Here is a 21828-nt window from a genome sequence, read left to right on the forward strand (position 1 = left end):
CGCCGCCGGGCGGAGACGGTCCTGTCCGCCTCTCTCCGGGTACGCGGAAGCCGCCCGCCCGGGTGGGCGGGCGGCTCCGTCGCACGGTGCGGCCGGCGGCTCAGCCGACCGGTGCCGCCGGTCCCTTGTCGGCGACCTCGGGGGCGGTCCCGCCGGACTCCTCGGCGAGCCGCTCCATGCCGCTGGTGGTCTTCAGCGGCTTCTCCTTCAGGAACACGACCGCGACCAGCGCGAGCAGGGCGAACGGCGTGGCGATCAGGAACAGGTCCGCCGTGGCGACACCGTAGGCGTGCTCGACGATCGACCGCATCGGGGTGGGCAGCGTGGACATGTCCGGCACGCTGCTCCCGCCCGAGCCCTCGCCGGCCGGCGCGGTGACGCCGGCCGCCTTGAGCCCCTCGGTCATCTCGCTGGTGACCCGGTTGGCGAGGATCGCGCCGAGGACGCTGACGCCGATGGTGCCGCCCATGCTCCGGAAGAAGGACAGCACGGAGGTCGCGGCGCCCAGATCGGCGGCGGCCACGTCGTTCTGCGCGGCCAGGACCAGGTTCTGCATCAGCATGCCGACGCCGACGCCCAGCACCGCCATGTAGATGCTGAGCAGACCGAAGTGCGTCCCGGCGTCGATCGTGGACAGCAGCGCGAGGCCGACGGACATGATCAGCGCGCCCGCCACCAGGTAACGCTTCCACTTGCCGGTCCTGCTGATCACCTGGCCGGCGACGGTGGACGACACCAGCAGGCCGAAGATCATGGGCAGGCTCATGAGGCCCGCGACGGTCGGCGACTTGCCGAGGGAGACCTGGAAGTACTGGGAGAGGAAGACGGTTCCGCCGAACATGGCGACACCGACCAGAAGGCTGGCGACGGTCGTGAGCGTCACCGTGCGGTTGCGGAAGATGCCGAGCGGGATGACCGGCTCGGCGGTACGGGCCTCGACGAAGACCGCGGCGACCAGCAGCAGGACGCCACCGCCCGTGAGGACGCCGGTCTGCCACGAGGCCCAGCCGAACTCGTTGCCGGCCAGCGACACCCAGATGAGCAGCGCGCAGACACCGGCGACGATCAGGAAGGCGCCGAGCCAGTCGATGCGCACCTCGCGCCGCGTGGTCGGCAGCCGCAGCGTGCGCTGCAGCAGCGCGATGGCGAGCAGCGCGAACGGTACGCCGATGAAGAAGCACCAGCGCCAGCCCAGCCACGAGGTGTCGACCAGCACACCGCCGACCAGCGGACCGGCCACGGTGCCCACGGCGAAGACGGCACCGAAGATGCCGGCGTACTTGCCGAGCTGGCGGGGCGGGATGACGGTGGCCATCACGACCTGCGCGAGGGCCGTCAGACCGCCCGCGCCGATGCCCTGCACGACCCGGCTGAAGATCAGCAGGCCGACGCCGTGGGAGAAGCCGGCCAGCAGCGAGCCGACGACGAACAGGCTCAGCGAGAGCTGGAGCAGCAGCTTCTTGTTGACGAGGTCGGACAGCTTGCCCCACAGGGGGACCGTCGCCGTCATGGCCAGCAGTTCCGCCGTGACGACCCAGGTGTAGGAGGACTGGCTGGCGCCCAGGTCCGCGATGATCGTGGGAAGCGCGTTCGAGACGACGGTGCCGGCCAGGATCGCGACGAACATGCCGGCCATCAGGCCGGACATGGCCTGGAGTATCTGCCGGTGGGTCATGGAGGTGGGAGGCGCGTCGTCGGGCGCCTGAGCTGCGGTCACGGCATCTCTTTCGGGGTGAATGGTGGGGTGGGTGTCGCGATCGTCCTGCGCTGCGGTCACGCGGGAGGCGCCGGAAGGCCGGCGGCGAGCAGGCTGAACACCTGGTGGAACACGTCCAGGAAGGCGGCCTCGTGCTGGTGGGCCGACCAGTGCTCCACGCTGGTGCGCACCGCGGCGGACGCCACCGCGGCCAGCAGCCGCGGGTAGAGCCCGGGGTCCGCGGGCCGTTCCCCGTCGCCGGGGGCACCGCGCAGACGCACGGCGAGGGCGTCGGCCAGGTCGGCCTCCGCCGCGATGTGCGCCCCGACGCCGCGGGCCAGGAGGTGCGGCGAGGCGTGCAGCACTTCGGCGTGCAGCCGCCACAGCTCGTGCTGCTGCTCCGCCTCGGCGAGTTCCGCGGCCATGGCCTCGCGCAGGGCCTCCAGCGGGGGGAGGCCGGCCGGTGCGTCGAGGATGGCGCGCCGCATGCGGGCGCCCGCGTCCGCGTCGAGGACGACGAAGGCGTCCTCGCGCGTGTCGAAGTAGTTGAAGAAGGTCCGCACGGACACGCCGGCCGCCGCGCTGATCGCCTCGACGGTGACCTTGTCCGCACCGTGCTCGGCGGCGAGGCGTACCGCGGCCTCGGTGAGAGCGGCCCGTGTGGCCCGCTTCTTCCGCTCCCGCAGACCGCCCCCGGCGGCACTCTTCTCCGACATAAGTTGCATGGTATGCAAACCTGCACGCCATGCAAAATTTGCCCACGCGGTACCATACCCACAGGGGTATGTGGAGGAGGAAGCGTGGAACTCGACATGTCGGCCGAGGAGCTGAAGTCGGCGCTCAACCGGCTGCGGCGTGCCCAGGGGCAGCTGGCCGGGGTCATCAGGATGATAGAGGAGGGGCGCGACTGCGAGGACGTCGTCACGCAGCTCGCCGCGGTCTCCAGGGCGCTGGACCGGGCAGGTTTCTCGATCATCGCCACGGGGCTCCAGCAGTGCATGACCAGTGACGACCCCGAGGTGCGCAACTCCGTGCAGATGCGGGCGCGCCTGGAGAAGCTCTTCCTCTCCCTGGCCTGACCCTCCCGCCGCGCGCCGCGCCCTTGGCCCGTGAAGGGTCTTCGGCGACGACATGCTGCTGCTGAGCGCACGGTCACTGCGCCACGCGCGCACAGGCCGGGTTCTCCACGGGGCGGTGCGCGGTGCCGCGACGGCCGCTGTCCCGCAACAGGGTGTCGATGCGGGCGTTGACCTTCGCCGCGCAGTTCCCGGCGCCGACCAACTGCCGGAGCGCGGTCAGGAACGCAGGCCGGTCGCGGGCGTCCAGCGCCTGTGCGCACCGCCGACTGCCGTCCGCGGCGCGCGCGGCCGTCGCGTGCCAGTCGGCCCCGATGTCCGGGTCGGGCACCCGGAACCAGACCACCTCGGAGACACCGACCTGTGCCCAGTCCGCGCACAGCGGCCGGAAGCGCCGGTCCAGGGAGTCCCAGGAGTCCGTGTTCTTCGCCTGCCGCAGGGCGGTGGCCAGTCGGTGGTCTGCGCCGCGACCAGCGCGGCCGGCAACCGGAAGCGTCCCGCCACCGTCGCGGCCGCCACGGCGGCGAGCAGCGACGGCACGGTAAAGGGCCGTCAGCGTCCCGCTGTGACACGTGAGCCAGCGGGAGAACAGTGACTCCCGGGCGTGGCACGCCCACTTGGCCGGGTTCCGGGCGCGCTCCGCGCGTCTGTGGTCGACAGCCCGGCAGCGAGGCCCCGGCCGAAGGCTCGGCGCACGGTCCGACACGGATGTTCCCGACCGCAAGACCATGATCACCGATTGGCGCCAACCGCTGTTCCGACGTTCCCGGAGGCCGCTTCCGCCTCCGTTCGGGAACCGACGTGACCCGAATGGCCCTGTCGGGTACCCGCCCGGTCCGCACAGGGTTGGGATGTGCAGAGCGCCACCCGCGCCGCCCGGCACCGCGCCCACCCGGCCCGACCGCTGTCCCGACACGGAAAGGACCCCCGATGTCCGTCGACACGCAGCAGGCGCCACCCGAACTCCCCGACGAGGAGCTCGCCACCCTGGACGCCCACTGGCGCGCCGCGAACTACCTCTCCGTCGGCCAGATCTACCTGATGGCGAACCCGCTGCTGACCGAGCCGCTGCGCCCGGAGCACGTCAAGCCGCGCCTCCTCGGCCACTGGGGCACCTCGCCGGGCCTCAACCTCGTCCACACCCACCTGAACCGGGTGATCAAGGCCCGCGACCTGGACGCCCTGTGCATCTGGGGACCCGGCCACGGCGGGCCGGCCGTCCTCGCCAACTCCTGGCTGGAGGGCTCCTACACCGAGACCTATCCCGACATCACCCGGGACGCGGACGGCATGGCCCGGCTCTTCCGGCAGTTCTCCTTCCCCGGCGGCGTGCCGAGCCACGTCGCCCCCGAGACCCCCGGCTCCGTCCACGAGGGCGGCGAGCTGGGCTACTCGCTCTCGCACGCCTACGGCGCCGCCTTCGACCATCCCGGCCTGGTGGTCGCCTGCGTGATCGGCGACGGCGAGGCGGAGACGGGCCCGCTGGCGGCGTCCTGGCACTCCAACAAGTTCCTCGACCCGGTGAACGACGGCGCCGTCCTGCCGATCCTCCATCTCAACGGCTACAAGATCGCCAACCCGACGGTCCTGGCCCGCCTGCCCGAGGACGAACTCGACGAACTCCTGCGCGGCTACGGCCACGACCCCGTCCACGTCACCGGCGACGATCCCGCCGCCGTGCACCGGGCGATGGCCCGGGCCATGGACACCTGCCTCGACCGCATCGCCGCGATCCAGCGCGCCGCCCGCCAGGACGGCGCCGGCGACCGCCCCCGCTGGCCGATGATCGTCCTGCGCACCCCGAAGGGCTGGACCGGCCCCGCCGAGGTCGACGGCCTGCCCGTGGAGAACACCTGGCGCGCCCACCAGGTCCCGCTCGCCGCCGTACGGACGAATCCGCAGCACCTCCGCCAGCTGGAGGAATGGCTGCGCTCCTACCGCCCCGAGGAACTGTTCGACGCCACCGGAGCCCCGCGCCCCGCCGTGCTGGCCGCCGTGCCCGAGGGACCGCGCCGGCTGGGCGCCACCCCCTTCGCCAACGGCGGACTGCTGCTGCGCGAACTGCCCCTGCCGCCGCTGGAGACCTACGCCGTCGCCGTCGACAAGCCCGGCGCGAGCACGCACGAGCCGACCCGGGTCCTCGGCGACCTGCTGGCGGACGTCATGGCCGCCACCGCCGACCGGCGCGACTTCCGCCTCGTCGGCCCCGACGAGACGGCCTCCAACCGCCTCCAGGCCGTCTACACCGCCAGCGGCAAGGCATGGCAGGAACGGGCCCTGCCCGTCGACGAGGATCTCGACCGGCACGGCCGGGTCATGGAGATCCTCTCCGAACACACCTGCCAGGGCTGGCTGGAGGGCTACCTCCTCACCGGCCGGCACGGACTGTTCTCCTGCTACGAGGCGTTCGTCCACATCGTCGACTCGATGGTCAACCAGCACGTCAAATGGCTGCGCGTCACCCGCCGCCTGCCCTGGCGCGCCCCCATCGCCTCACTCAACTACCTCCTCACCTCCCATGTGTGGCGCCAGGACCACAACGGCTTCTCCCACCAGGACCCCGGCTTCGTCGACCACATCCTCAACAAGAGCCCCGAAGCCGTACGGGTCTATCTGCCGCCGGACGCCAACACCCTGCTGTCCGTCGCCGACCACGCCCTGCGCAGCCGCGACTACGTCAATGTCATCGTCGCGGGCAAGCAGCCCTGCTTCGACTGGCTGACCATGGAGCAGGCACGCGTCCACTGCGCCCGCGGCGCCGGCATCTGGGACTGGGCCGGCACCGAGGACGGCACCCGCGAGCCGGACGTGGTGCTGGCCTGCGCGGGCGACGTGCCCACCCTGGAGGTGCTGGCGGCCGCCCAGCTCATCCGCCGCCACCTGCCGGAACTGGCGGTGCGCGTGGTGAACGTCGTCGACATCGCCCGGCTGCTGCCGAGCGGGGAACACCCGCACGGCATGAGCGACTTCGAGTACGACGGCCTGTTCACCGCCGACAAGCCGGTGATCTTCGCCTACCACGGCTACCCCTGGCTCATCCACCGCCTCGCCTACCGCCGGACCGGTCACGGCCACCTGCACGTGCGCGGCTACAAGGAGATCGGCACCACCACCACGCCCTTCGACATGGTCCTCGGCAACGACCTGGACCGCTACCGCCTGGTCATGGACGTCATCGACCGGGTGCCCGGCCTCGCCGTGCGCGCGGCGGCCGTGCGCCAGCGCATGGAGGACACCCGGCTGCGCCACCACGACTGGATCCGGGAACACGGAGTCGACCTGCCCGAGGTCGCCGACTGGTCCTGGGACGGCTGACCGCCGCGCCCGGCGCCGAGGGAAGGGAAACCCGTGACCGCGATCGCCTTCACCTGGGACTACGTCCACTACGATCCCGCGGAGGAGCGGTTGCGGGAGTCCCTGTGCACGCTGGGCAACGGCTACTTCGCCACCCGCGGCGCGCTGCCCGAGTGCACCGCGGACGACGTGCACTACCCCGGCACCTACGTGGCCGGCTGCTACAACCGGCTCACCTCCACCGTCGCCGGAGGAGAGGTGGGGCACGTAGAGAACGAGGACATGGTCAACCTCCCCAACTGGCTGCCCCTGTCCTTCCGGGCCGGGGGAGGGGACTGGCTCACGCCGGACACCGCACCGGTGCCGGAGCACCGGCAGACCCTGCACCTGGACTCCGGGGTGCTGGAACGCAACACCCGGTTCGCACTCGGCGGCGGACTCGTGCTGACCGTGCGCCAGCTGCGCGTGGTGCACATGGCCGACCCCCACCTCGCCGCCCTGCGCACGGAGTTCACGGTGGCGGGCGCCGGCACGGACCTCGAGGTGGTGGCGGCCCTCGACGGCGACGTCACCAACTCGGGCGTCCCGCGCTACCGGGATCTCGCCGGCCGCCACCTGACCCACGTGCACACCGGCGACGCCGGCGACGGCATCGTGTGGCTGCGCTGCCGCACCCGGACCTCGGACATCCGGATCGGCATGGCCGCCCGGACGTCGGCCGGCACACCGGTCACCCCGGGGCGGCAGCACCTGCGGGCCACACAGCGCGTCACCCTGCGCCTCGAGCCGGGCCGCACCGCCACCGTCGACAAGGTCGTGGCGCTGCACACCTCGCGCGACCCGGCGATCAGCGACCCCCTGCAGGCCGCCGTGGACCGGGTGACCGACGCCCCCGGATTCGACGAACTGCTGGCCGGCCACCGCACCGCCTGGGGCCTGCTGTGGCGCCGGGCCCGCCTCGAGGTCCCCGGCGAGGCCGGAGCCATCCTGCGCCTGCACCTCTTCCACGTCCTGCAGACCCTCTCCCCGCACACCGCCGACCTCGACGTGGGCGTACCGGCCCGCGGGCTGCACGGCGAGGCCTACCGGGGGCACGTCTTCTGGGACGAGCTGTTCGTCCTGCCCTACCTCAACCTGCACTTCCCCGAGGTCTCCCGGGCCCTGCTGCACTACCGGCACCGCCGCCTGGAACGGGCCCGCGCCTCCGCCCGCGCGATCGGCAGACGGGGCGCCCTCTACCCGTGGCAGAGCGGCAGCGACGGCCGCGAGGAGACCCAGCAACTGCACCTCAACCCCCGCTCGGGCCGCTGGCTGCCGGACCACTCGCACCTCCAGCACCACGTGGGCTCGGCGATCGCCTACAACGTGTGGCAGTACTGCGAGGCCAGCGGCGACGCCGAGTTCCTGCACACCAAGGGCGCCGAGACGCTGCTGCAGATCGCGCGTTTCTGGGCGGACTCGGCCACCTGGGACGAGCGCCTGGGCAGGCACCGCATCCGGGGCGTCGTCGGCCCCGACGAGTACCACGAGGCCTATCCCGGCGCCACGGAACCGGGCCTCGACGACAACGCCTACACCAACGTCACCGCGTCCTGGGTGCTCACCCGCGCCCTGGACACGGTGAACTCCCTCCCCGAGCCCCGCCGACGCGAACTGGCCGAGCGCACCGAGCTGGACGGCGGCGAGCTCGAGCAATGGGAGGAGATCTCCCGCACCCTCCACGTGCCCTTCCACGAGGGAGTCATCAGCCAGTTCGAGGGCTACGGCGACCTCGCCGAACTCGACTGGGCCGGCTACCGGGAGCGTTACGGCGACATCCGGCGGCTGGACCGCATCCTGGAGGCCGAGAACGACAGCGTCAACAACTACCGGGCGTCCAAACAGGCCGACGTCCTGATGCTCGGCTACCTGTTCTCCCCGGCCGAACTCCGCGCGCTCCTCGGCCGGCTGGGCCACGACCTGGACGACGACACCTGGCGCCGCACCGTCGACCACTACCTGGCCCGCACCAGCCACGGCTCCACCCTCAGCGGACTCGTCCACGGCTGGGTCCTGGCCCGGGCCCGCCGCGCAGAGGCGTGGGCCTTCTGCCAGGAGGCGCTCAGGGGCGATGTCGCCGACCTCCAGGGCGGCACCACCGGCGAGGGCATCCACCTCGGCGCCATGGGCGGCACCCTCGACCTGATCCAGCGCTGTCTGACCGGACTGGAGACCCGTGCCGGCGCCCTCTGGCTGGACCCGGTGCCCCTGCCGGAGCTGTCGTCGTACGGGTTCTCCATCCGTTACCAGGGGCACTGGGGCGTGCGCTTCCGGCTGGAGCACGGCCATCTGGAGATCGCCGTGCCGGCCTCGGACCTGCCGCCGATCGACGTCCGGCTGCCGGACCGCGCCGTGCAGATCCAGCCGGGGGACACCAGCCGGCTCGTGCTCCCCGGCTGATCACTCCGGTCGGTCGGCGGTCAGCCCAGAGGGTAGGTCACCACGCGCGGAGCCCCCTCCGGCCTGCCGTCGGTGTAGGTCAGCGTCAGCCGCGTGTAGTGCTGCTCTCCCGAACCGTCCGCCCGGGCCTCGGGCCGGTCCAGCCGCACGGTCACCGGATACGAACGAAACGTTCCGGCCGCGCAGTAGGGCTTGCAGTCGTTGACCGCGTTGGACCCCGTCCCGAGCGCGGCGCTCGCGTCCCAGCGGGTCCAGTGCAGTGAGGTCAGACGGCTGTTGCCGTCCCCGCAGGCCAGCACGAACGCCGCCGGCCGTACGTCGCCCCGCATCGAGCAGTCGACGAGCACCGGGTCCTGGACCTGCCGCTTCGCGGGCTGCTCCGCCGGCGGGGCGGCCGAAGCGGCACCCAGGGGTAGTGCGAGCGCGGCGGCGGCGCAGAGCGTGACCGCCGCCCTCATCGGGTTTCTGCCCATGTCTGCTCCCGGCCGTCTCGGGGTCGCCTGTTTTCGTTCGTACCGACGGTACGACCATGTCCGGAAATGCACCACTCGTACGGAGCAATGCCGGGAGGCCATGACCTTCGAGGCCGGCGGGCACCCATCGCGGCCGGCGTTCGTGCGATAACGCGCCGATTGCATCCACCGTGTGGTCGTCGCGGCTGTCCGCAACCGCCCTCACCGCCGGGGTGTCTCATGCCGTCGAGAACGGCGACCCACCCACCGGAGGACAGCGGTATGCACACGATGAACGTCCCGACCGCAGCCGACCCGACGCGCTCGCGCCGCCCCGGGACCCAGGGCGACTTCCTGCTCCAGCCGCCCGACCCCGCCGCACGCGTCCCCTGCCGCATCGACCCCGTCGACCTGCGCCGCCTGGACCTGCTCGCCCTCCTGACCGCGGCGGGCATCGCGCCCTCCGCCGGCGACCGGGCGGCCATCGAACGGCTCAGTGAGCTCCCCGGCAGCGTGCACGTGGCCCTGCACCGATGGCTGGAGCAGGCGTACGGGTTCTGCCGGTGACCGGTGACCGGTGGACGACGGGGCCCGGCGGGCCGGCCGCGCGGGGCGGGTCATGTCTCGGTCCCACCCCGGCGACGACGACGGCCAGCATGCCGCCGAGCCACACCGGCCGCCGCAGCAGGTCGAGGAGGAGACCCGGACGGAACCCCCGGGTCTGCGGCACGCTCAGTGCTGCCCGCCGCTGCAACACGGTGGCCAGCGCGTTGCTGAACGCGGCGACGAGAGCGAAGAGCACCGGCAGGACAACACCCATCCACCGATCCTCACCCCGTTTCGCCCCGGCCGCGCGCGGTGCCGAGCGGGGAGCCGGGTCAGTCGTCGCTCCGGTCGGAGGCCGGCTCCGTCGCCGCGACGGCCTGCTTCGGCTCCGGCGCGTCGGAGGCGGTGTAGTACACGGAGGTGCCCTGCTTGGTGCGCTGGGCCTGGTTCTTGGCGACGAGTCCCTCAAGCGTGGTGCGCACGACCGTGGTCTTGATGGTGCGGTCGGAGTGAGCCTGGCCGAGCGCCGTGGTCACCTCGGCGGCGGAGCGCGGCTCCTTCTGCTCGCTCAGGTGCTTGCGGACCAGTTCGACCAGGGTGGGCTGGGCCGGCTTCGCGGCCGACGAGGGCGACGCGGACGAGACGGCGGTCGCGGAGGAGGCGGGCTTGGCCGGTGACTTCTTCGCCGCCGGCTTTCCGGCCGCCTTCGCGGACGACTTGCCGCCCGGCTTCGCCGACGACTTCGAGGCGGGCCTGGCGCCGGACTTGGTGGCGGGCTTGCCGGCCGACCTGGTGGCGGGCTTCGTGACCGCGGAGCGCTTGGCCGCGGTACCGGCCTTGCCGCTCCGCGTGCGCCCGCTCGCGGCGGCCGTCTCGGCGGCGGCACTGTCACGGGGGGCGGGCACCGGCGCCGGGTCGGTCGCCGAGGGGACCGGCGGCGTGGTGACGCCGAGCGCCTGCTGCATGTTCACCAGCAGGGCGTGGTCGTGCTGCAGCGCGGCGAGCTGCTGCTGCAGGTCGGTGATCTCCCCGCTGATGCGCTCCTGCTCCTTGGCGTTGCGCTCCAGGTCGCTCGCCACCTGAACGCTGTACTGCGACGCGAGTTCGGTGGCGGTCTGCGGTGTGCTCTCGGACATGGTGTTGACTCTCCTCGATTCGCGGCCGTGAAGGCACGGGAAGGCGGCGGGACATCAGTCGTGGGACATGGGGGTCATGTCCGTTCGGCGGAGTGCTGGGTACCGCTGCCGACTGCGCCGACACCCGAATGGTACGGACGGCGGCGCCTGTTGTTCGCATGTTGGCTGCCGGGCCGGTATACCACGTCAGGACCGCACCGCGGTACGCCTCACCAGTGCATCGACGCCTTCAGTGCCCCTCCGGGGCGGGCCCGAAGCCGGTTTGTCGCGCGGGTGTTCGGAACACAGACATCAGACGCCCCACACCTCAAGAGCAAACGGTCGGACCCTACCGCCGCACGCGGGCGGCCAACCGCTCCATGTGCCGTGCCGCCTCTCGTGCCTCCCGCTCGGCGCCGGACAGTTCCTCACCGGTCACCCGGTTCCGTTCCTCGGCGTCCCGCCGCTCGGCCTCGGCACGCTTCAACTCCTCCCGCGCCTCACGCAGTTGACGCTCGGCGAGCGACACCTGCGCGCGTGCCCGGTCCCGGTCGCCGCGTGCCCGCCGCAGTGTCTCCTCGGCGTCCGTCCGTGCCGCTCGGCGCTCATCGGCACGGCGCTCCGCGGCCTGCGCGGTCTCCTGGGCCCGGGCGAGTTCCTCCTGCCGCTTGCGGCGTCGCTCGGCGAGTTCGTCGCCGCCCCGCTTCCCGGCCGGGGTGTGCTTCGCCGCCGGCCGGGACGGCTGCCGTGCCCGTGCGGTCTCCACCGGTGCGGGGGCGGTGCCGGCGGGGAAGTCGGACGGCGGGGTGAGTGAGCCCTCCAGGCGGCCGTCCGCCCATCGGCCGGCCGCGTCCGGGTCCGCGAGGACCGCGCGCAGCGTCCCCTCGACCTCCCGCAGGGCCGGCTCCGGCAGGTGGTGCCCCGCCTCGGCGGCGAGCTGGGCGGCCTGCCGGGACAGGGCGGTGACGACGCTCCGGCGTTGTGCGGAGAGCTCCTTGAGACCGGCGGCGTCCAGGGTGCGGTGCGCCTCGCGCAGCGCCTGGCCCAGTTCCAGGAACCGCCGGCTCTCCTCGGGCCGGGAGCGCAGCAGCAGGTTCGCCGCCCAGGCCGCGCGGGTGGGCCGGCGTGCGGCACGGATGCGGCGGGCGTCCTGTGCGCGCCCGGCCGTCCTCGCGGCGGCGGCCCTCTCCTCGCGCCGGGAGACGAAGTCGGGGGGCGGCGTGGTGTAGAGCTCGTCGAGAACCGCCTCCACGTCCTGCTCGCCCGCGTCCCGCCGGCGCCCGCCCTTGCGCTGCATGCTCCTCGGCCTCCACTCGGACGTTCCCGCCGACCGTGCCCGTACGTCCTGTCTACGGGTGCACCGGCCGCCCCGCGACCCGGGCGGGGCCCGCACGGGAGTCCCACCCCGTCGGGACGCGCCCGTCACCGTGGCATGCCGAGGTCCGGCACCGGACGCATGACCGCCCGTGGGGGGGGGTCCGCACCCGGACGGAACGCCGCGAGCCCGGCTCCCGCCCGAGGGGTGCGCTCACTCCCCGACGACCGCGGCGAAGCGTCGGGCGACCTCGTGCCAGACCTCGGTGGCCGCCGGATCGTCGTGTTCCGCCCGGCGGGACAGCTCCGCCGGGTCCATGCCCAGGGCCCGGATCCGTTCCGGGTCCCACGACCGCACCCGGTCCGCGTCCGCCTCCGGGTGGAACTGCACACCCCACGCCCGGTCACCGACCCGGAACGCCTGGTACGGGCACCGCTCGCTCTCCATCAGCCAGGACGCCCCCGGCGGCAGGGCGGTGACGGCGTCCACATGGTGCTCGACGGCGCTCACCCGCCCCGGCAGCCCCCGGAACAGGGGATCGGCCGCGGCTTCCGGGCGCAGGCTCAGCGGTGTGCTGCCGATCTCCGGCTCGCCGTACCGCCCCCGGACGGTGCCGCCCGCGACGTGCGCGAGCAACTGGCCGCCGAGACAGATCCCGAACACGGGGGCACCCCGCTCCAGTGCCTCGGCGACCAGCGCGCGCGTGGACGCCAGCCAGGGGGCGCCCAGGTCGTCGTCGGGCAGGTAGCCGCCGCCCAGGACCATGACGCCCGCGTGGTCCAGGCGCCGGGGGAGCGGCGCCCCGGCGTACGCGTGCACCACGTCCAGCGCCAGCCCCTCCGCGGTCAGCCAGCCACCGAACCGGCCCGGCCCGCCGCTTGGGCCGTTCTGCACCACCAGCAGCCGTGACAAACCGCCCACCTCCCGCTCACCGCACCCGGACACCAGCCCCTTGCCCGCACGGCGCCGGTGGCCAACCCTCGGGGGATGTCACAGCCCGGCGGCGCGATGCGTCGGGTCGCCGTCCAGGACGGTCAGCAGCACCGGCACATCGGCCAGTTCGGTGGCCGCGACGGTCAGCGGATCGGCGGCCAGGACGGTCAGGTCGGCGCGGTGACCGACGGCGATCCGGCCGGCCTCGTGTTCCTCACCCGCGGCGTAGGCCGCGTTGGCGGTCATGCCCCGCAGCGCCTCCAGCGCCGTGAGCGCCTGCTCCGGGCCGTGGGGCGCACCCGCGAGGTCGCGGGTGGGCCGGCGGTGGCGGGCGCCCGCCATCACGCCCAGTGGCGGGTAGGGGGCGATGGGCCAGTCGGAGCCGAGGACGACGACGGCACCGGCGTCGTGCAGATCGCGGCAGCGCCACGCACGCGAGGCCCGCTCCTCGCCCAGGCGGCGCGACCAGTTGTCGGTGTGGTCGGCCCGGGTGAAGTCGCAGCAGTGGGTGGGCTGCATCGAGGCGACCACCCCGAGCCCGGCGAACCGGCGCACGGTGTCGTCCGGGACGGTCTCGATGTGCTCGACCCGGTGCCGTACCCCGTGCCCGCCGCCCGCCCGGGCCTTCTCGACGGCGTCGAGGACATGACGTACCGCCGCGTCACCGATGGCGTGGGTGGCCGTGGGCACACCGGCCCGGTGCAGCTCGCCGACGATACGGGTGTACTCCTGCGGGTCCGGCCAGAACGCGTCCCGGGACTCGCCGTGGCAGTCCGGCTGCTCCAGCCAGGCCGTGCCGTTGTCCACGGTCCCGTCCATGAAGATCTTGACGCCCGCGGTCCGCCAGAGCCTGCCGCCCGCCCCCTGCCCCTCGATCAGCGCACGCACGCCCTCGGCGTCCGTGCCGGGCTGGCACCAGGGCGCCACCCGCAGCCGCAGCGGCAGGCGCCCGGCCGCGTCCAGCTCGGAGAAGAGCGCGAGGCTGTCGCCGTTGGCGTCCATGACATGGCCGCCGGTCAGACCGGTGGCGGCCATGGCGCGCAGGGCGGCGGCGAGCCGGTCGCGGCGCTCCTCGCGCGTGGGCCGGGGCAGCAGGCGTTCCACGAGCTCGCAGGCCGCGTCCTCCAGCAGCAGCCCGGTGGGCCTGCCCTCCGCGTCGCACACCACCTCGGCGGTGGCCTGCGCGAAGGTGCGCGGCCCGGCAACCCCGGCGAGTTCCAGCGCGCGCCGGCTGACCAGCGCGGAGTGCGCGTCGAACAGCATCAGGAACGCGGGCACACCGTCGAGTACGGCCTCGAAGGGAGCCGCCCCGACCGGGCGCCCCGCGAAGACGTTGGGGTCGAGGCCCCAGCCCTGGAGCCACGCGCCGGGGGCGAGGTCGCGCACCGCGCCGGCCAGCGCCTCGCGCACCTGCTCCAGGTCGGTACAGCCCGACAGGTCGAGGCCGTGGGTCATGTCGGCGCCGCCGACGGGGTGGATGTGCCCGTCGACCAGACCGGGTGTCACCACGGCGCCCTTGAGGTCGATCACCGTGGTCCGGGCGTCCGCGAGGGCGCGGATCTCTTGATCGTCGCCGAGCGCGGTGATGCGCCCGTCGAAGGCGGCCAGCGCGGTCTGCGGCAGGAACCCGCCGGTGACCGGGTCCAGCAGACGGGCCGAGAGCAGGATGAGAGAGGTGCGCACAAGGGCTCCTTGAGTGCGGGTCAGTTGTCGTCCATGGGTGCGAGCGTGCCGGCGGGCAGGCCGAGTTCGCGTTCCGCGGTGGTGACCGGCAGGCGCCTCACCACGGGCGGGTCGTCGCCGGTGTCGACGCTGTTGACGAGCATGCCGAGGCCGTCGAGGACGACCAGGATCTGGACGGCGGCCACCATCGGATCCCCGGTGCGGAACTCGCCCAGCTCGACGCCGTCGCGGATGAGCGCCTCGAGCCGGTCCCGCCAGGCCGCCTCCTGGACGGCGACCCGGGCACGCAGGACGGGCCGGTAGCGGCTGAGGTGACGGGCGTTGAGCCAGAGCCGGCTGATGTCGTCGAACGCCTCGCCGCTGGTCCGCGTGAAGAAGCGCGTCAGATGCTGTGTCGCCGTGACGCCGGCCCGGTCGACCGGAAGGAGTTCGTCGAGTTCGGCGGCGACGGCGTCGCCGTAGGCCTCGGCCACCAGCTCCTCCACCGCCGGGAAGTAGTGGCTGATCAGTCCCGGGCGCACGTCGAGCTCCTCGGCGATCCGCCGCAGGGTGATGCACTCGAGTCCTTCGGTCAGAGCGACCTGGGAGGCCGCGGCAACGATTTCCGCACGTCTGGCGGCAGGAGTTTTGCGGATTCGCTTGTTCGGAACGGTTGACGGCATGGAATCGATGCTATTGAGTGTGCGACCAACAAGCAAGCAGGTGGGTTACCAGCACCCGGAGGAGCCCTATGGCGTCCACGATTCCCGACCCGCAGACCGGCACCACCGCCCCACGTCGGAAGGAGGGAGCGCCCTCGCCGGAGCGGGCCGGCCGTGTCGAAGCCCACGGCATCGATCACATCCCCGACGGCGAACGTCACGGCCACCCGCGGCAGTTGTTCTCCGTCTGGGCCGCGGCGAACGTCAACTATCTGAGCCTCGTCATCGGCGGAGCCCTGGTCCTCATGGGCCTGACCCTGTGGCAGGCGCTCGCGGTCATCGTGGTGGGCAACCTGTTCTGGCTCCTCACCGGCCTGCTCTCGATATCCGGCCCGGCCGCCGGCGCACCGAGCGAAGTGATCACACGGGCGATGTACGGGGTGCGCGGCAACCGCGTGAACAACGCCGTCGTCGGCTGGCTGATCTCCGTCTGCTACTTCGCCCTGAACCTGGCCGCCGCCGCGACCGCAGCCTTCGCCCTCGTGGAGAAGACCGGCCTCACCGCCGGCACCGGCGTCAAGGTCGCCGTCGTCGTCGTCATCGCCGCGCTCACCCTGGCCATCGGCGTCTACGGCCATGCCATGATCATGAAGCTGTACCTCCCGATCACCCTGGCGCTCACCGCCGCGTTCGCCGTCGTCGCGTTCCACGTCTTCGGGGACACCGACTTCTCCTACGTACCGGCCGAGCCGCTCACCGGCCTCGACCTGTGGTCGGTGCTCGTCGCCGGGGTCACCCTCGTCGGTTCCGGCCCGCTCTCCTACACCACCAGCGCCGACTTCTCCCGCTACCTGCCCCGTACGACGTCCGCCGGGTCGATCATCGGCTGGACCGCGCTCGGCGGCATCCTGCCCAGCGTCGTCGTCTGCTCCCTCGGCGCCTTCGCCGCGACCGCCGTCGACATGACCGACCCGCAGGCCGGGCTCGGCACCATCCTGCCCGGCTGGTTCGAACCGGTCTTCCTGCTCGCCCTCGTCCTCGGCACCATCGCCATCAACGCCCTGACCGCCTACAGCGCGGGCCTCGCCCTCCAGGCCGTCGGCCTGCGCATCCCGCGCGCCCGCAGCGTCCTCGCGGACGGCACGGCCGCCGTCGCCCTCACCCTGTACGGCCTCCTCGCCTCGGACTTCCTCGACACCGTCAGCAACGTCCTCCAGCTCACCGTCGTCCTCCTCGGCCCCGCCATGGCCGTCTACGCCACCGACATCCTGCTGCGCCGCAACCGCTACGACGGCCCTGCCCTGATGGACGAGTCGGCCGGCGGCCCCTTCTGGTACACCGCCGGCGTCAACCCGGCCGGCGCCCTGGCGCTCGCGGGAGGCGTCGCCGTCGCCGCCCTGTGCGTCAACACCCTCTACACCGGCCCGATCGCCCGGGCCCTCGGCGGCATCGACCTCGCCCTCCCCGTCGGCATGGTCGTCGCCGCACTGCTGTACGCCGCCCTGACCCGCGGCGGAAAATCACAGGCACCCACGGCCTGACCGGAGGTACGGTCCCGGCATGCCGGACGAGGACGGGTACTTCGGGGAAAGCGTCGCCGCGCGATACGACGAGTCGTCGGCGGACATGTTCGGGCCCGACGCGGTGGATCCCGCGGTCGGCCTGCTGGCCGGGCTGGCCGGGACGGGACGGGCCCTCGAACTGGGCATCGGCACCGGCAGGATCGCCCTGCCGCTGGCCCGCCGGGGCGTCCCCGTGCACGGCATCGACATGTCCCGCGCCATGACCGCCCGGCTGCACGCCAAGCCGGGCGGCGACACCGTCGGGGCCACCATCGGGGACTTCGCGACGACCCGCGTGCCGGGCACGTTCACGCTGGTCTACCTCGTCTACAACACCATCAACAACCTGACCACGCAGGACGCCCAGGTCGCCTGCTTCCGCAACGCCGCCGACCACCTCGGACCCGGCGGCTGCTTCGTCGTCGAGGTGGGCGTGCCGGAGCTGCGCCTGCTGCCGCCGGGGCAGACGGCCGTGCCGTTCCGCATCGGCCCCACGGGGTGGGCGTTCGACACGTACGACACGGTGACCCAGGCGATGAGCTCGAACTACGTCACCCTCGTCGACGGCAGCGCCGAGTACACGTCCGTCCCGTTCCGTTACGTGTGGCCCTCGGAGCTCGACCTGATGGCCAGGCTCGCCGGGCTGCGCCTGCGCGACCGGTGGGAGGACTGGGACCGGTCCCCCTTCACCCATGAGAGCCGCCGGCACGTGTCGGTCTGGGAGAAGCCGGCCGGCTGACCGGGCCCGGCCGTCAGCGCCGGGACATGTACAGCCGGAACGCCCGGTGGAGCACCTTGCCGAGGGGGTGGTCCCACTCGCCGAGGTACTCGACGGCCTCGCCGCCCGCACCCACCTTGAACCGGAGCAGACCCAGCAGGTGGTCGTGCTCGTCCAGGGTGTCGGTGATGCCGCGGAAGTCGTACACCCGCGCGCCGCGCTCATGGGCGTCGCACATCATGCGCCACTGCAGGGCGGTGCTGGGCTGGACCTCGCGCCGGCGGGCGGTGGAGGCGCCGTAGGAGTACCAGACGTGGTCGCCGACGGTCACCATCGTGGCCGCGGCGAGCACCTCACCGTCGTGATGGGCGAGGTAGAGACGCATGCGGTCCGGGTCCTCGGCCGTCAGCGCGGTCCACATCCGCTCGAAGTAGGCGAGCGGGCGCGGGACGAACCCGTCCCGCTCGGCGGTCTCGACGTAGAGCTCGTGGAAGGCGCGCAGCTCCTCCTGGCCGCCCTGGACGACTTTCACGCCGGCCTTCTCCGCCTTCCTGATGTTGCGGCGCCACTGCTGGTTGAGACCGTTCCGGATCTGCTCCAGCGACCGCCCGGCGAGCGGCACCTGACACACGTAACGCGGCTGCCCGGCGGCGAAACCGTCCTCGCCCCCGGATTCCGCCTGCCGCCAGCCCGTCCGGCTCAGCCGTTCGGCGATCTCACGGGCACCGGGCTCCTCCACCGTGGCCTCCACGTCCCGCAGTCGCCGGGCCCGCGGGTCGGCGATCGCCGCCTTGACGGTTTCGGTGCTCCAGCGCCGGGCCACCACGGGCGGGCCCATCCGCACGGAGAAGGCGCCCCGCTTCCTCAGGTGGGCGAGCATCGGCGCGAGCCAGCGGTCCAGCTCCGCCGCGTTCCAGTCGATGACCGGGCCCTCGGGGAGGTAGGCCAGGTAGCGGCGCAGCCCCGGCAGCGGGCGCAGCAGCACCAGCGCCGCCCCCACCAGCTCTCCGGCGTCGTCGAACCACCCAAGGCTCTCCGCCTCCCAGTCCGGCTTCACCTCGCCCCACGAGGGGAGCTGGAGGTGACTCACGGAAGGCCGGGCCGCGACGAAGCGCAGATGCTCCTCGCGGGTGATCGCCTTCAGGTGGTGGCTCATGGGCGGTGACCCTTCGTTCGGCTCGTCCGATGGTGTCGGCGGGAGGACCGCCGCGGCGGGCGGACGGTTGTGTCCCCGCACCCCCAGGGAATACCGGCGGCGGAGAATCCGCGCGGGCTACCGGCTGTTCGGGCAACCGGAGCGAGCGGCCCGGCCCCGCCGTTGCCCCGGGTGGCCCGCCCGGCGCGCGGTGCCGCGGGATGGGTGTCAGCGTGGAGGGGCGTGGAGGACAGCGGCGGCGCGGCAGGACGGACGGAGCGGACGGCCATGGCACGGGCGATCTGGACGGGCGTGATCACCTTCGGTCTGGTCACGGTGCCGGTCGGGCTGTTCTCGGCGACCCAGGACCACACGGTGCACTTCCACCAACTGCAACGCGGTACCTCCGACCGGATCCGCAACCGGCGGGTCAACCAGCGCACGGGCGAGGAGGTCGCCGCCGGCGACATCGTCAAGGGCTACGAGGTCGCCGAGGGCGAGTACGTCGTCGTCGAGCCGGACGAGCTGGACGAGATCGCGCCGGGCCGCTCCCGGACCGTCGACATCACCGACTTCGTCGACCTGGACCTGATCGAGCCGGTCTACTTCGACCGCACCTACTACGTCGCCCCGCGCGGCAAGGAGTACCTCAAGGTCTACCAACTGCTCCACAGCGCCCTGGCCGAGGCGAACAAGGCGGGCGTCGCCACCTTCGTCATGCGCAACAAGCAGTACCTGACCGCGCTGCGGGCGGAGAACGACGTGCTGGTGCTCCAGACCCTGCACTGGGCCGACGAGGTCCGCGACCCGGCGAAGGAACTCCCCGAGCTGCCCGAGGGGCGGGCGGGCCGGGGCAAGGAACTGGACATGGCCCTGCAACTGGTCGACGCGCTCAGCGGTCCCTGGGAGCCCGGCCGTTACCACGACACGTACCAGGAGAAGGTGCGCGACCTGGTGCGGGCGAAGGCCGAGGGCAAGGAGGTCGCCCTCGCCGAGGAGCCGCCCACGGCCACCGACGTCGTCGACCTCATGGACGTCCTGCGGGGCAGCCTGGAACGGGCGAGGAGCGGCGGCGGCAAGCGGTCGCCCGCTCCCGCCGAGGACGCCGGCGGCGGGGGAGGGGAGCAGGCACCGGCCGAGCGGAAGAAGGCCCCCGGCCGCTCCGGCAGGGCCGCGCCGAAGCGGGCGGAGCTGCGCGAGCTGAGCAAGGCGGAGCTGTACCGGCGGGCGACCGAGCAGGACGTCCCCGGACGCTCCAGAATGACCCGCAGCGAGCTCGTCGACGCCCTGGCGGGTTCCGGGCGGGCCCGCAAGAAGACCACAGCGGCCTGATGCCCCCGCCTCACGAGGGCCCACCCCGAGCGGCGCGGTGAGCCGCGCGGGCCCGATCGCCCCCGGCCGGCCCGCGGTCACCCTCCGACCGACCCGCGCCGCCCCACGGCCGCCCCGCCCGGCGGGACCGCGGTCGCCCCGGGCGCCGCCGTGCGCTCAGTGGCTGCCGGTGAGCTCGCCGCTGAGCCTGCCGTGCAGACGGGCACTGGACTCGTTCAGCCCGGTGATCTCGACGGTCTTGCCGCGCTGGGCGTACCGGGTGGCGATCGCGTCCAGAGCGGCGACCGAGGAGGCGTCCCAGACGTGCGCGGCGGACAGGTCGACGACGACCCGGTCGGGGTCGCCGGCGTAGTCGAAGCGGTGGACGAGGTCGTTGGAGGACGCGAAGAACAGCTCGCCCGTGACCCGGTAGACCGCCGTGGTGCCGTCGGGGTCCGTCACGGAGGTGACCCCGGCCAGGTGGGCGACCCGCCGGGCGAAGACGACCATGGCGGTGACGGAGCCGGTCACGACACCGATGGCGAGGTTGTGGGTGGCGACCACGACCACGACGGTGACCACCATGACGGCGATCTCACCGGCGGGCATGCGCCGCAGGGTCCTCGGTGCGACGGAGTGCCAGTCGAAGGTCGCGAAGGAGACCATGACCATCACGGCGACCAGCGCCGCCATGGGGATGTCGGAGACCACCGGGCCGAAGACGATGCACAGCACCATCAGGAACGCGCCGGCGAGGAACGTGGACAGCCGGGTCCGCGCGCCGGACACCTTCACGTTGATCATGGTCTGGCCGATCATGGCGCAGCCGCCCATGCCTCCGAAGAACCCGGTGACGATGTTGGCGACGCCCTGCCCGACCGACTCCCGCGTCTTGGAGGAGCGGGTGTCGGTGATGTCGTCGACCAGCTGGGCCGTCATCAGCGACTCCATCAGGCCGACCAGCGCCATGGCGAAGGCGTAGGGCGCGATCGTCGTCAGGGTGTCGAGGGTGAAGGGCACGTCGGGCAGACCGGGCACCGGCAGGGCGGACGGCAGCTCGCCCTTGTCGCCGACGGTCGGCACCGCGATGCCGGCCGCGACCGTGACGACCGTGAGGACGACGATGGAGACCAGCGGCGCCGGGACCACCCTGGTGATCCTGGGGAAGAGGACCATCAGCGTCAGCCCGGCCGCGATCAGCGGATACACCGGCCACGGCACACCGGTCATCTCGGGGACCTGCGCCATGAAGATCAGGATCGCGAGGGAGTTGACGAAGCCGACCATCACGGAGCGGGGCACGAAGCGCATCAGCTTCGCCACCCCGAGCACGCCCAGCACCACCTGGAAGACACCGGCCAGGATCACCGCGGCGACGAGGTACCCGAGGCCGTGCTCCCGGTTCAGCGGAGCGATGACGAGCGCCACGGCACCGGTGGCGGCGGAGATCATCGCCCGCCGGCCGCCCACCACGGCGATGGTGACGGCCATGGTGAAGGACGCGAACAGGCCGATCGCGGGGTCGACCCCGGCGATGACCGAGAAGGAGATCGCCTCAGGGATCAGCGCGAGCGCGACCACCAGACCGGCCAGCACCTCGGTGCGCCAGACCTTCGGATCGCGCAGCCAGTCCGGGCGCAGGGCGCGCAGCCGCGCGGCGGGGGACAGTACGGAAGAGGACAAGGAAGCGGCTACCTGTCGTGCTCGGGCACACCCCAGCGGCAGGACGGGGCGCACGGAGATGGCGGGGCGGCGGACCCGCGGGGCCCGGACGTCGTCGCCGGGGGCGGCATCGGCCCCGGCACGGCAGCGGCCGGGCGGACGTACGCACACCCGGACGGGGGACGCCCTCGGCCGGCCCTCACCGCCTCGGCAACTCTACCCCAACGTTAGAGTAGGGACCGGCGGGCCG

18 protein-coding genes and 1 pseudogene are annotated in these 21828 nt (G+C 73.0%); 7 read left to right on the forward strand and 12 right to left on the reverse strand.

What is annotated here, in order from left to right:
- Nucleotides 1-100: 100 nt before the first annotated feature.
- Both ACFWJB_RS26485 and ACFWJB_RS26490 read right to left on the reverse strand, forming a co-directional pair.
- Nucleotides 101-1675 carry an MDR family MFS transporter gene (locus ACFWJB_RS26485; RefSeq protein WP_386925300.1) on the reverse strand — a complete coding sequence of 525 codons (1575 nt, stop codon included), beginning with the start codon at nt 1673-1675 and terminating at the stop codon, nt 101-103.
- A gap of 98 nt (nt 1676-1773) precedes the next feature.
- Nucleotides 1774-2421 carry a TetR/AcrR family transcriptional regulator gene (locus ACFWJB_RS26490; protein ID WP_385465079.1) on the reverse strand — a complete coding sequence of 216 codons (648 nt, stop codon included), beginning with the start codon at nt 2419-2421 and terminating at the stop codon, nt 1774-1776.
- Nucleotides 2422-2496: 75 nt separating this feature from the next.
- On the opposite strand from ACFWJB_RS26490, the gene ACFWJB_RS26495 reads away from it, so the two are divergent.
- Entirely contained in the window at nt 2497-2775 is a 279-nt protein-coding gene (locus ACFWJB_RS26495; protein ID WP_385465076.1) for a metal-sensitive transcriptional regulator, read from the forward strand.
- Between the two features lie 73 nt (nt 2776-2848).
- Here ACFWJB_RS26495 and ACFWJB_RS26500 read toward each other — a convergent pair whose 3' ends face one another.
- Nucleotides 2849-3103 (reverse strand): hypothetical protein, encoded by a 255-nt coding sequence (locus ACFWJB_RS26500; protein WP_386925267.1) that lies wholly within the window; start codon nt 3101-3103, stop codon nt 2849-2851.
- Nucleotides 3104-3702: 599 nt separating this feature from the next.
- Between ACFWJB_RS26500 and ACFWJB_RS26505 the strand changes: the two genes are divergently transcribed.
- Nucleotides 3703-6087 (forward strand): phosphoketolase, encoded by a 2385-nt coding sequence (locus ACFWJB_RS26505; protein ID WP_386925269.1) that lies wholly within the window; start codon nt 3703-3705, stop codon nt 6085-6087.
- A gap of 33 nt (nt 6088-6120) precedes the next feature.
- On the forward strand, nt 6121-8505 hold the full coding sequence (locus ACFWJB_RS26510; protein WP_386925271.1) for a glycoside hydrolase family 65 protein: 2385 nt from the start codon (nt 6121-6123) through the stop codon (nt 8503-8505).
- A 20-nt stretch (nt 8506-8525) separates the two neighbouring features.
- Here the strand turns inward: ACFWJB_RS26510 and ACFWJB_RS26515 are convergent, their stop codons facing one another.
- Nucleotides 8526-8978: a hypothetical protein gene (locus ACFWJB_RS26515; RefSeq protein ID WP_385465064.1), complete on the reverse strand. Its 453-nt coding sequence runs from the start codon at nt 8976-8978 to the stop codon at nt 8526-8528.
- A 261-nt stretch (nt 8979-9239) separates the two neighbouring features.
- Here ACFWJB_RS26515 and ACFWJB_RS26520 point away from each other — a divergent pair, with 261 nt between their 5' ends.
- Nucleotides 9240-9524, forward strand: coding sequence for a hypothetical protein (locus tag ACFWJB_RS26520; protein ID WP_386925273.1), 285 nt, complete (start codon nt 9240-9242; stop codon nt 9522-9524).
- Between the two features lie 61 nt (nt 9525-9585).
- On the opposite strand, the pseudogene ACFWJB_RS26525 reads toward ACFWJB_RS26520, so the two are convergent.
- The 6 genes and pseudogenes from ACFWJB_RS26525 to ACFWJB_RS26550 all read right to left on the reverse strand — a co-directional run.
- Nucleotides 9586-9777, reverse strand: a pseudogene (locus ACFWJB_RS26525) (hypothetical protein); the annotation flags it as partial.
- A gap of 58 nt (nt 9778-9835) precedes the next feature.
- Entirely contained in the window at nt 9836-10639 is an 804-nt protein-coding gene (locus tag ACFWJB_RS26530; RefSeq protein ID WP_385465059.1) for a hypothetical protein, read from the reverse strand.
- Between the two features lie 328 nt (nt 10640-10967).
- Nucleotides 10968-11915 (reverse strand): hypothetical protein, encoded by a 948-nt coding sequence (locus ACFWJB_RS26535; protein ID WP_386925275.1) that lies wholly within the window; start codon nt 11913-11915, stop codon nt 10968-10970.
- A gap of 231 nt (nt 11916-12146) precedes the next feature.
- The gene (locus tag ACFWJB_RS26540; protein WP_385465053.1) at nt 12147-12845 is read right to left on the reverse strand and encodes a type 1 glutamine amidotransferase; all 699 of its coding nucleotides are present in this window, start codon (nt 12843-12845) and stop codon (nt 12147-12149) included.
- A 78-nt stretch (nt 12846-12923) separates the two neighbouring features.
- Nucleotides 12924-14549 carry an amidohydrolase gene (locus ACFWJB_RS26545; protein WP_386925278.1) on the reverse strand — a complete coding sequence of 542 codons (1626 nt, stop codon included), beginning with the start codon at nt 14547-14549 and terminating at the stop codon, nt 12924-12926.
- 20 nt (nt 14550-14569) lie between these two features.
- The gene (locus ACFWJB_RS26550; RefSeq protein WP_385465047.1) at nt 14570-15211 is read right to left on the reverse strand and encodes a TetR/AcrR family transcriptional regulator; all 642 of its coding nucleotides are present in this window, start codon (nt 15209-15211) and stop codon (nt 14570-14572) included.
- 68 nt (nt 15212-15279) lie between these two features.
- Between ACFWJB_RS26550 and ACFWJB_RS26555 the strand changes: the two genes are divergently transcribed.
- Nucleotides 15280-16731 (forward strand): purine-cytosine permease family protein, encoded by a 1452-nt coding sequence (locus ACFWJB_RS26555; protein WP_386925280.1) that lies wholly within the window; start codon nt 15280-15282, stop codon nt 16729-16731.
- 19 nt (nt 16732-16750) lie between these two features.
- Entirely contained in the window at nt 16751-17491 is a 741-nt protein-coding gene (locus tag ACFWJB_RS26560; protein WP_386925282.1) for a class I SAM-dependent DNA methyltransferase, read from the forward strand.
- A gap of 13 nt (nt 17492-17504) precedes the next feature.
- On the opposite strand, the gene ACFWJB_RS26565 is transcribed toward ACFWJB_RS26560, so the two are convergent.
- Nucleotides 17505-18626, reverse strand: coding sequence for a lipid II:glycine glycyltransferase FemX (locus ACFWJB_RS26565; RefSeq protein ID WP_386925284.1), 1122 nt, complete (start codon nt 18624-18626; stop codon nt 17505-17507).
- A 267-nt stretch (nt 18627-18893) separates the two neighbouring features.
- Between ACFWJB_RS26565 and ACFWJB_RS26570 the strand changes: the two genes are divergently transcribed.
- Nucleotides 18894-19937: a Ku protein gene (locus tag ACFWJB_RS26570; RefSeq protein ID WP_386925286.1), complete on the forward strand. Its 1044-nt coding sequence runs from the start codon at nt 18894-18896 to the stop codon at nt 19935-19937.
- 156 nt (nt 19938-20093) lie between these two features.
- On the opposite strand, the gene ACFWJB_RS26575 is transcribed toward ACFWJB_RS26570, so the two are convergent.
- Nucleotides 20094-21584 (reverse strand): SulP family inorganic anion transporter, encoded by a 1491-nt coding sequence (locus ACFWJB_RS26575; protein WP_385465101.1) that lies wholly within the window; start codon nt 21582-21584, stop codon nt 20094-20096.
- Between the last annotated feature and the right edge of the window lie 244 nt (nt 21585-21828).

The sequence above is a fragment of the Streptomyces sp. NPDC127100 genome, assembly GCF_042724095.1.
Classification (GTDB): domain Bacteria; phylum Actinomycetota; class Actinomycetes; order Streptomycetales; family Streptomycetaceae; genus Streptomyces.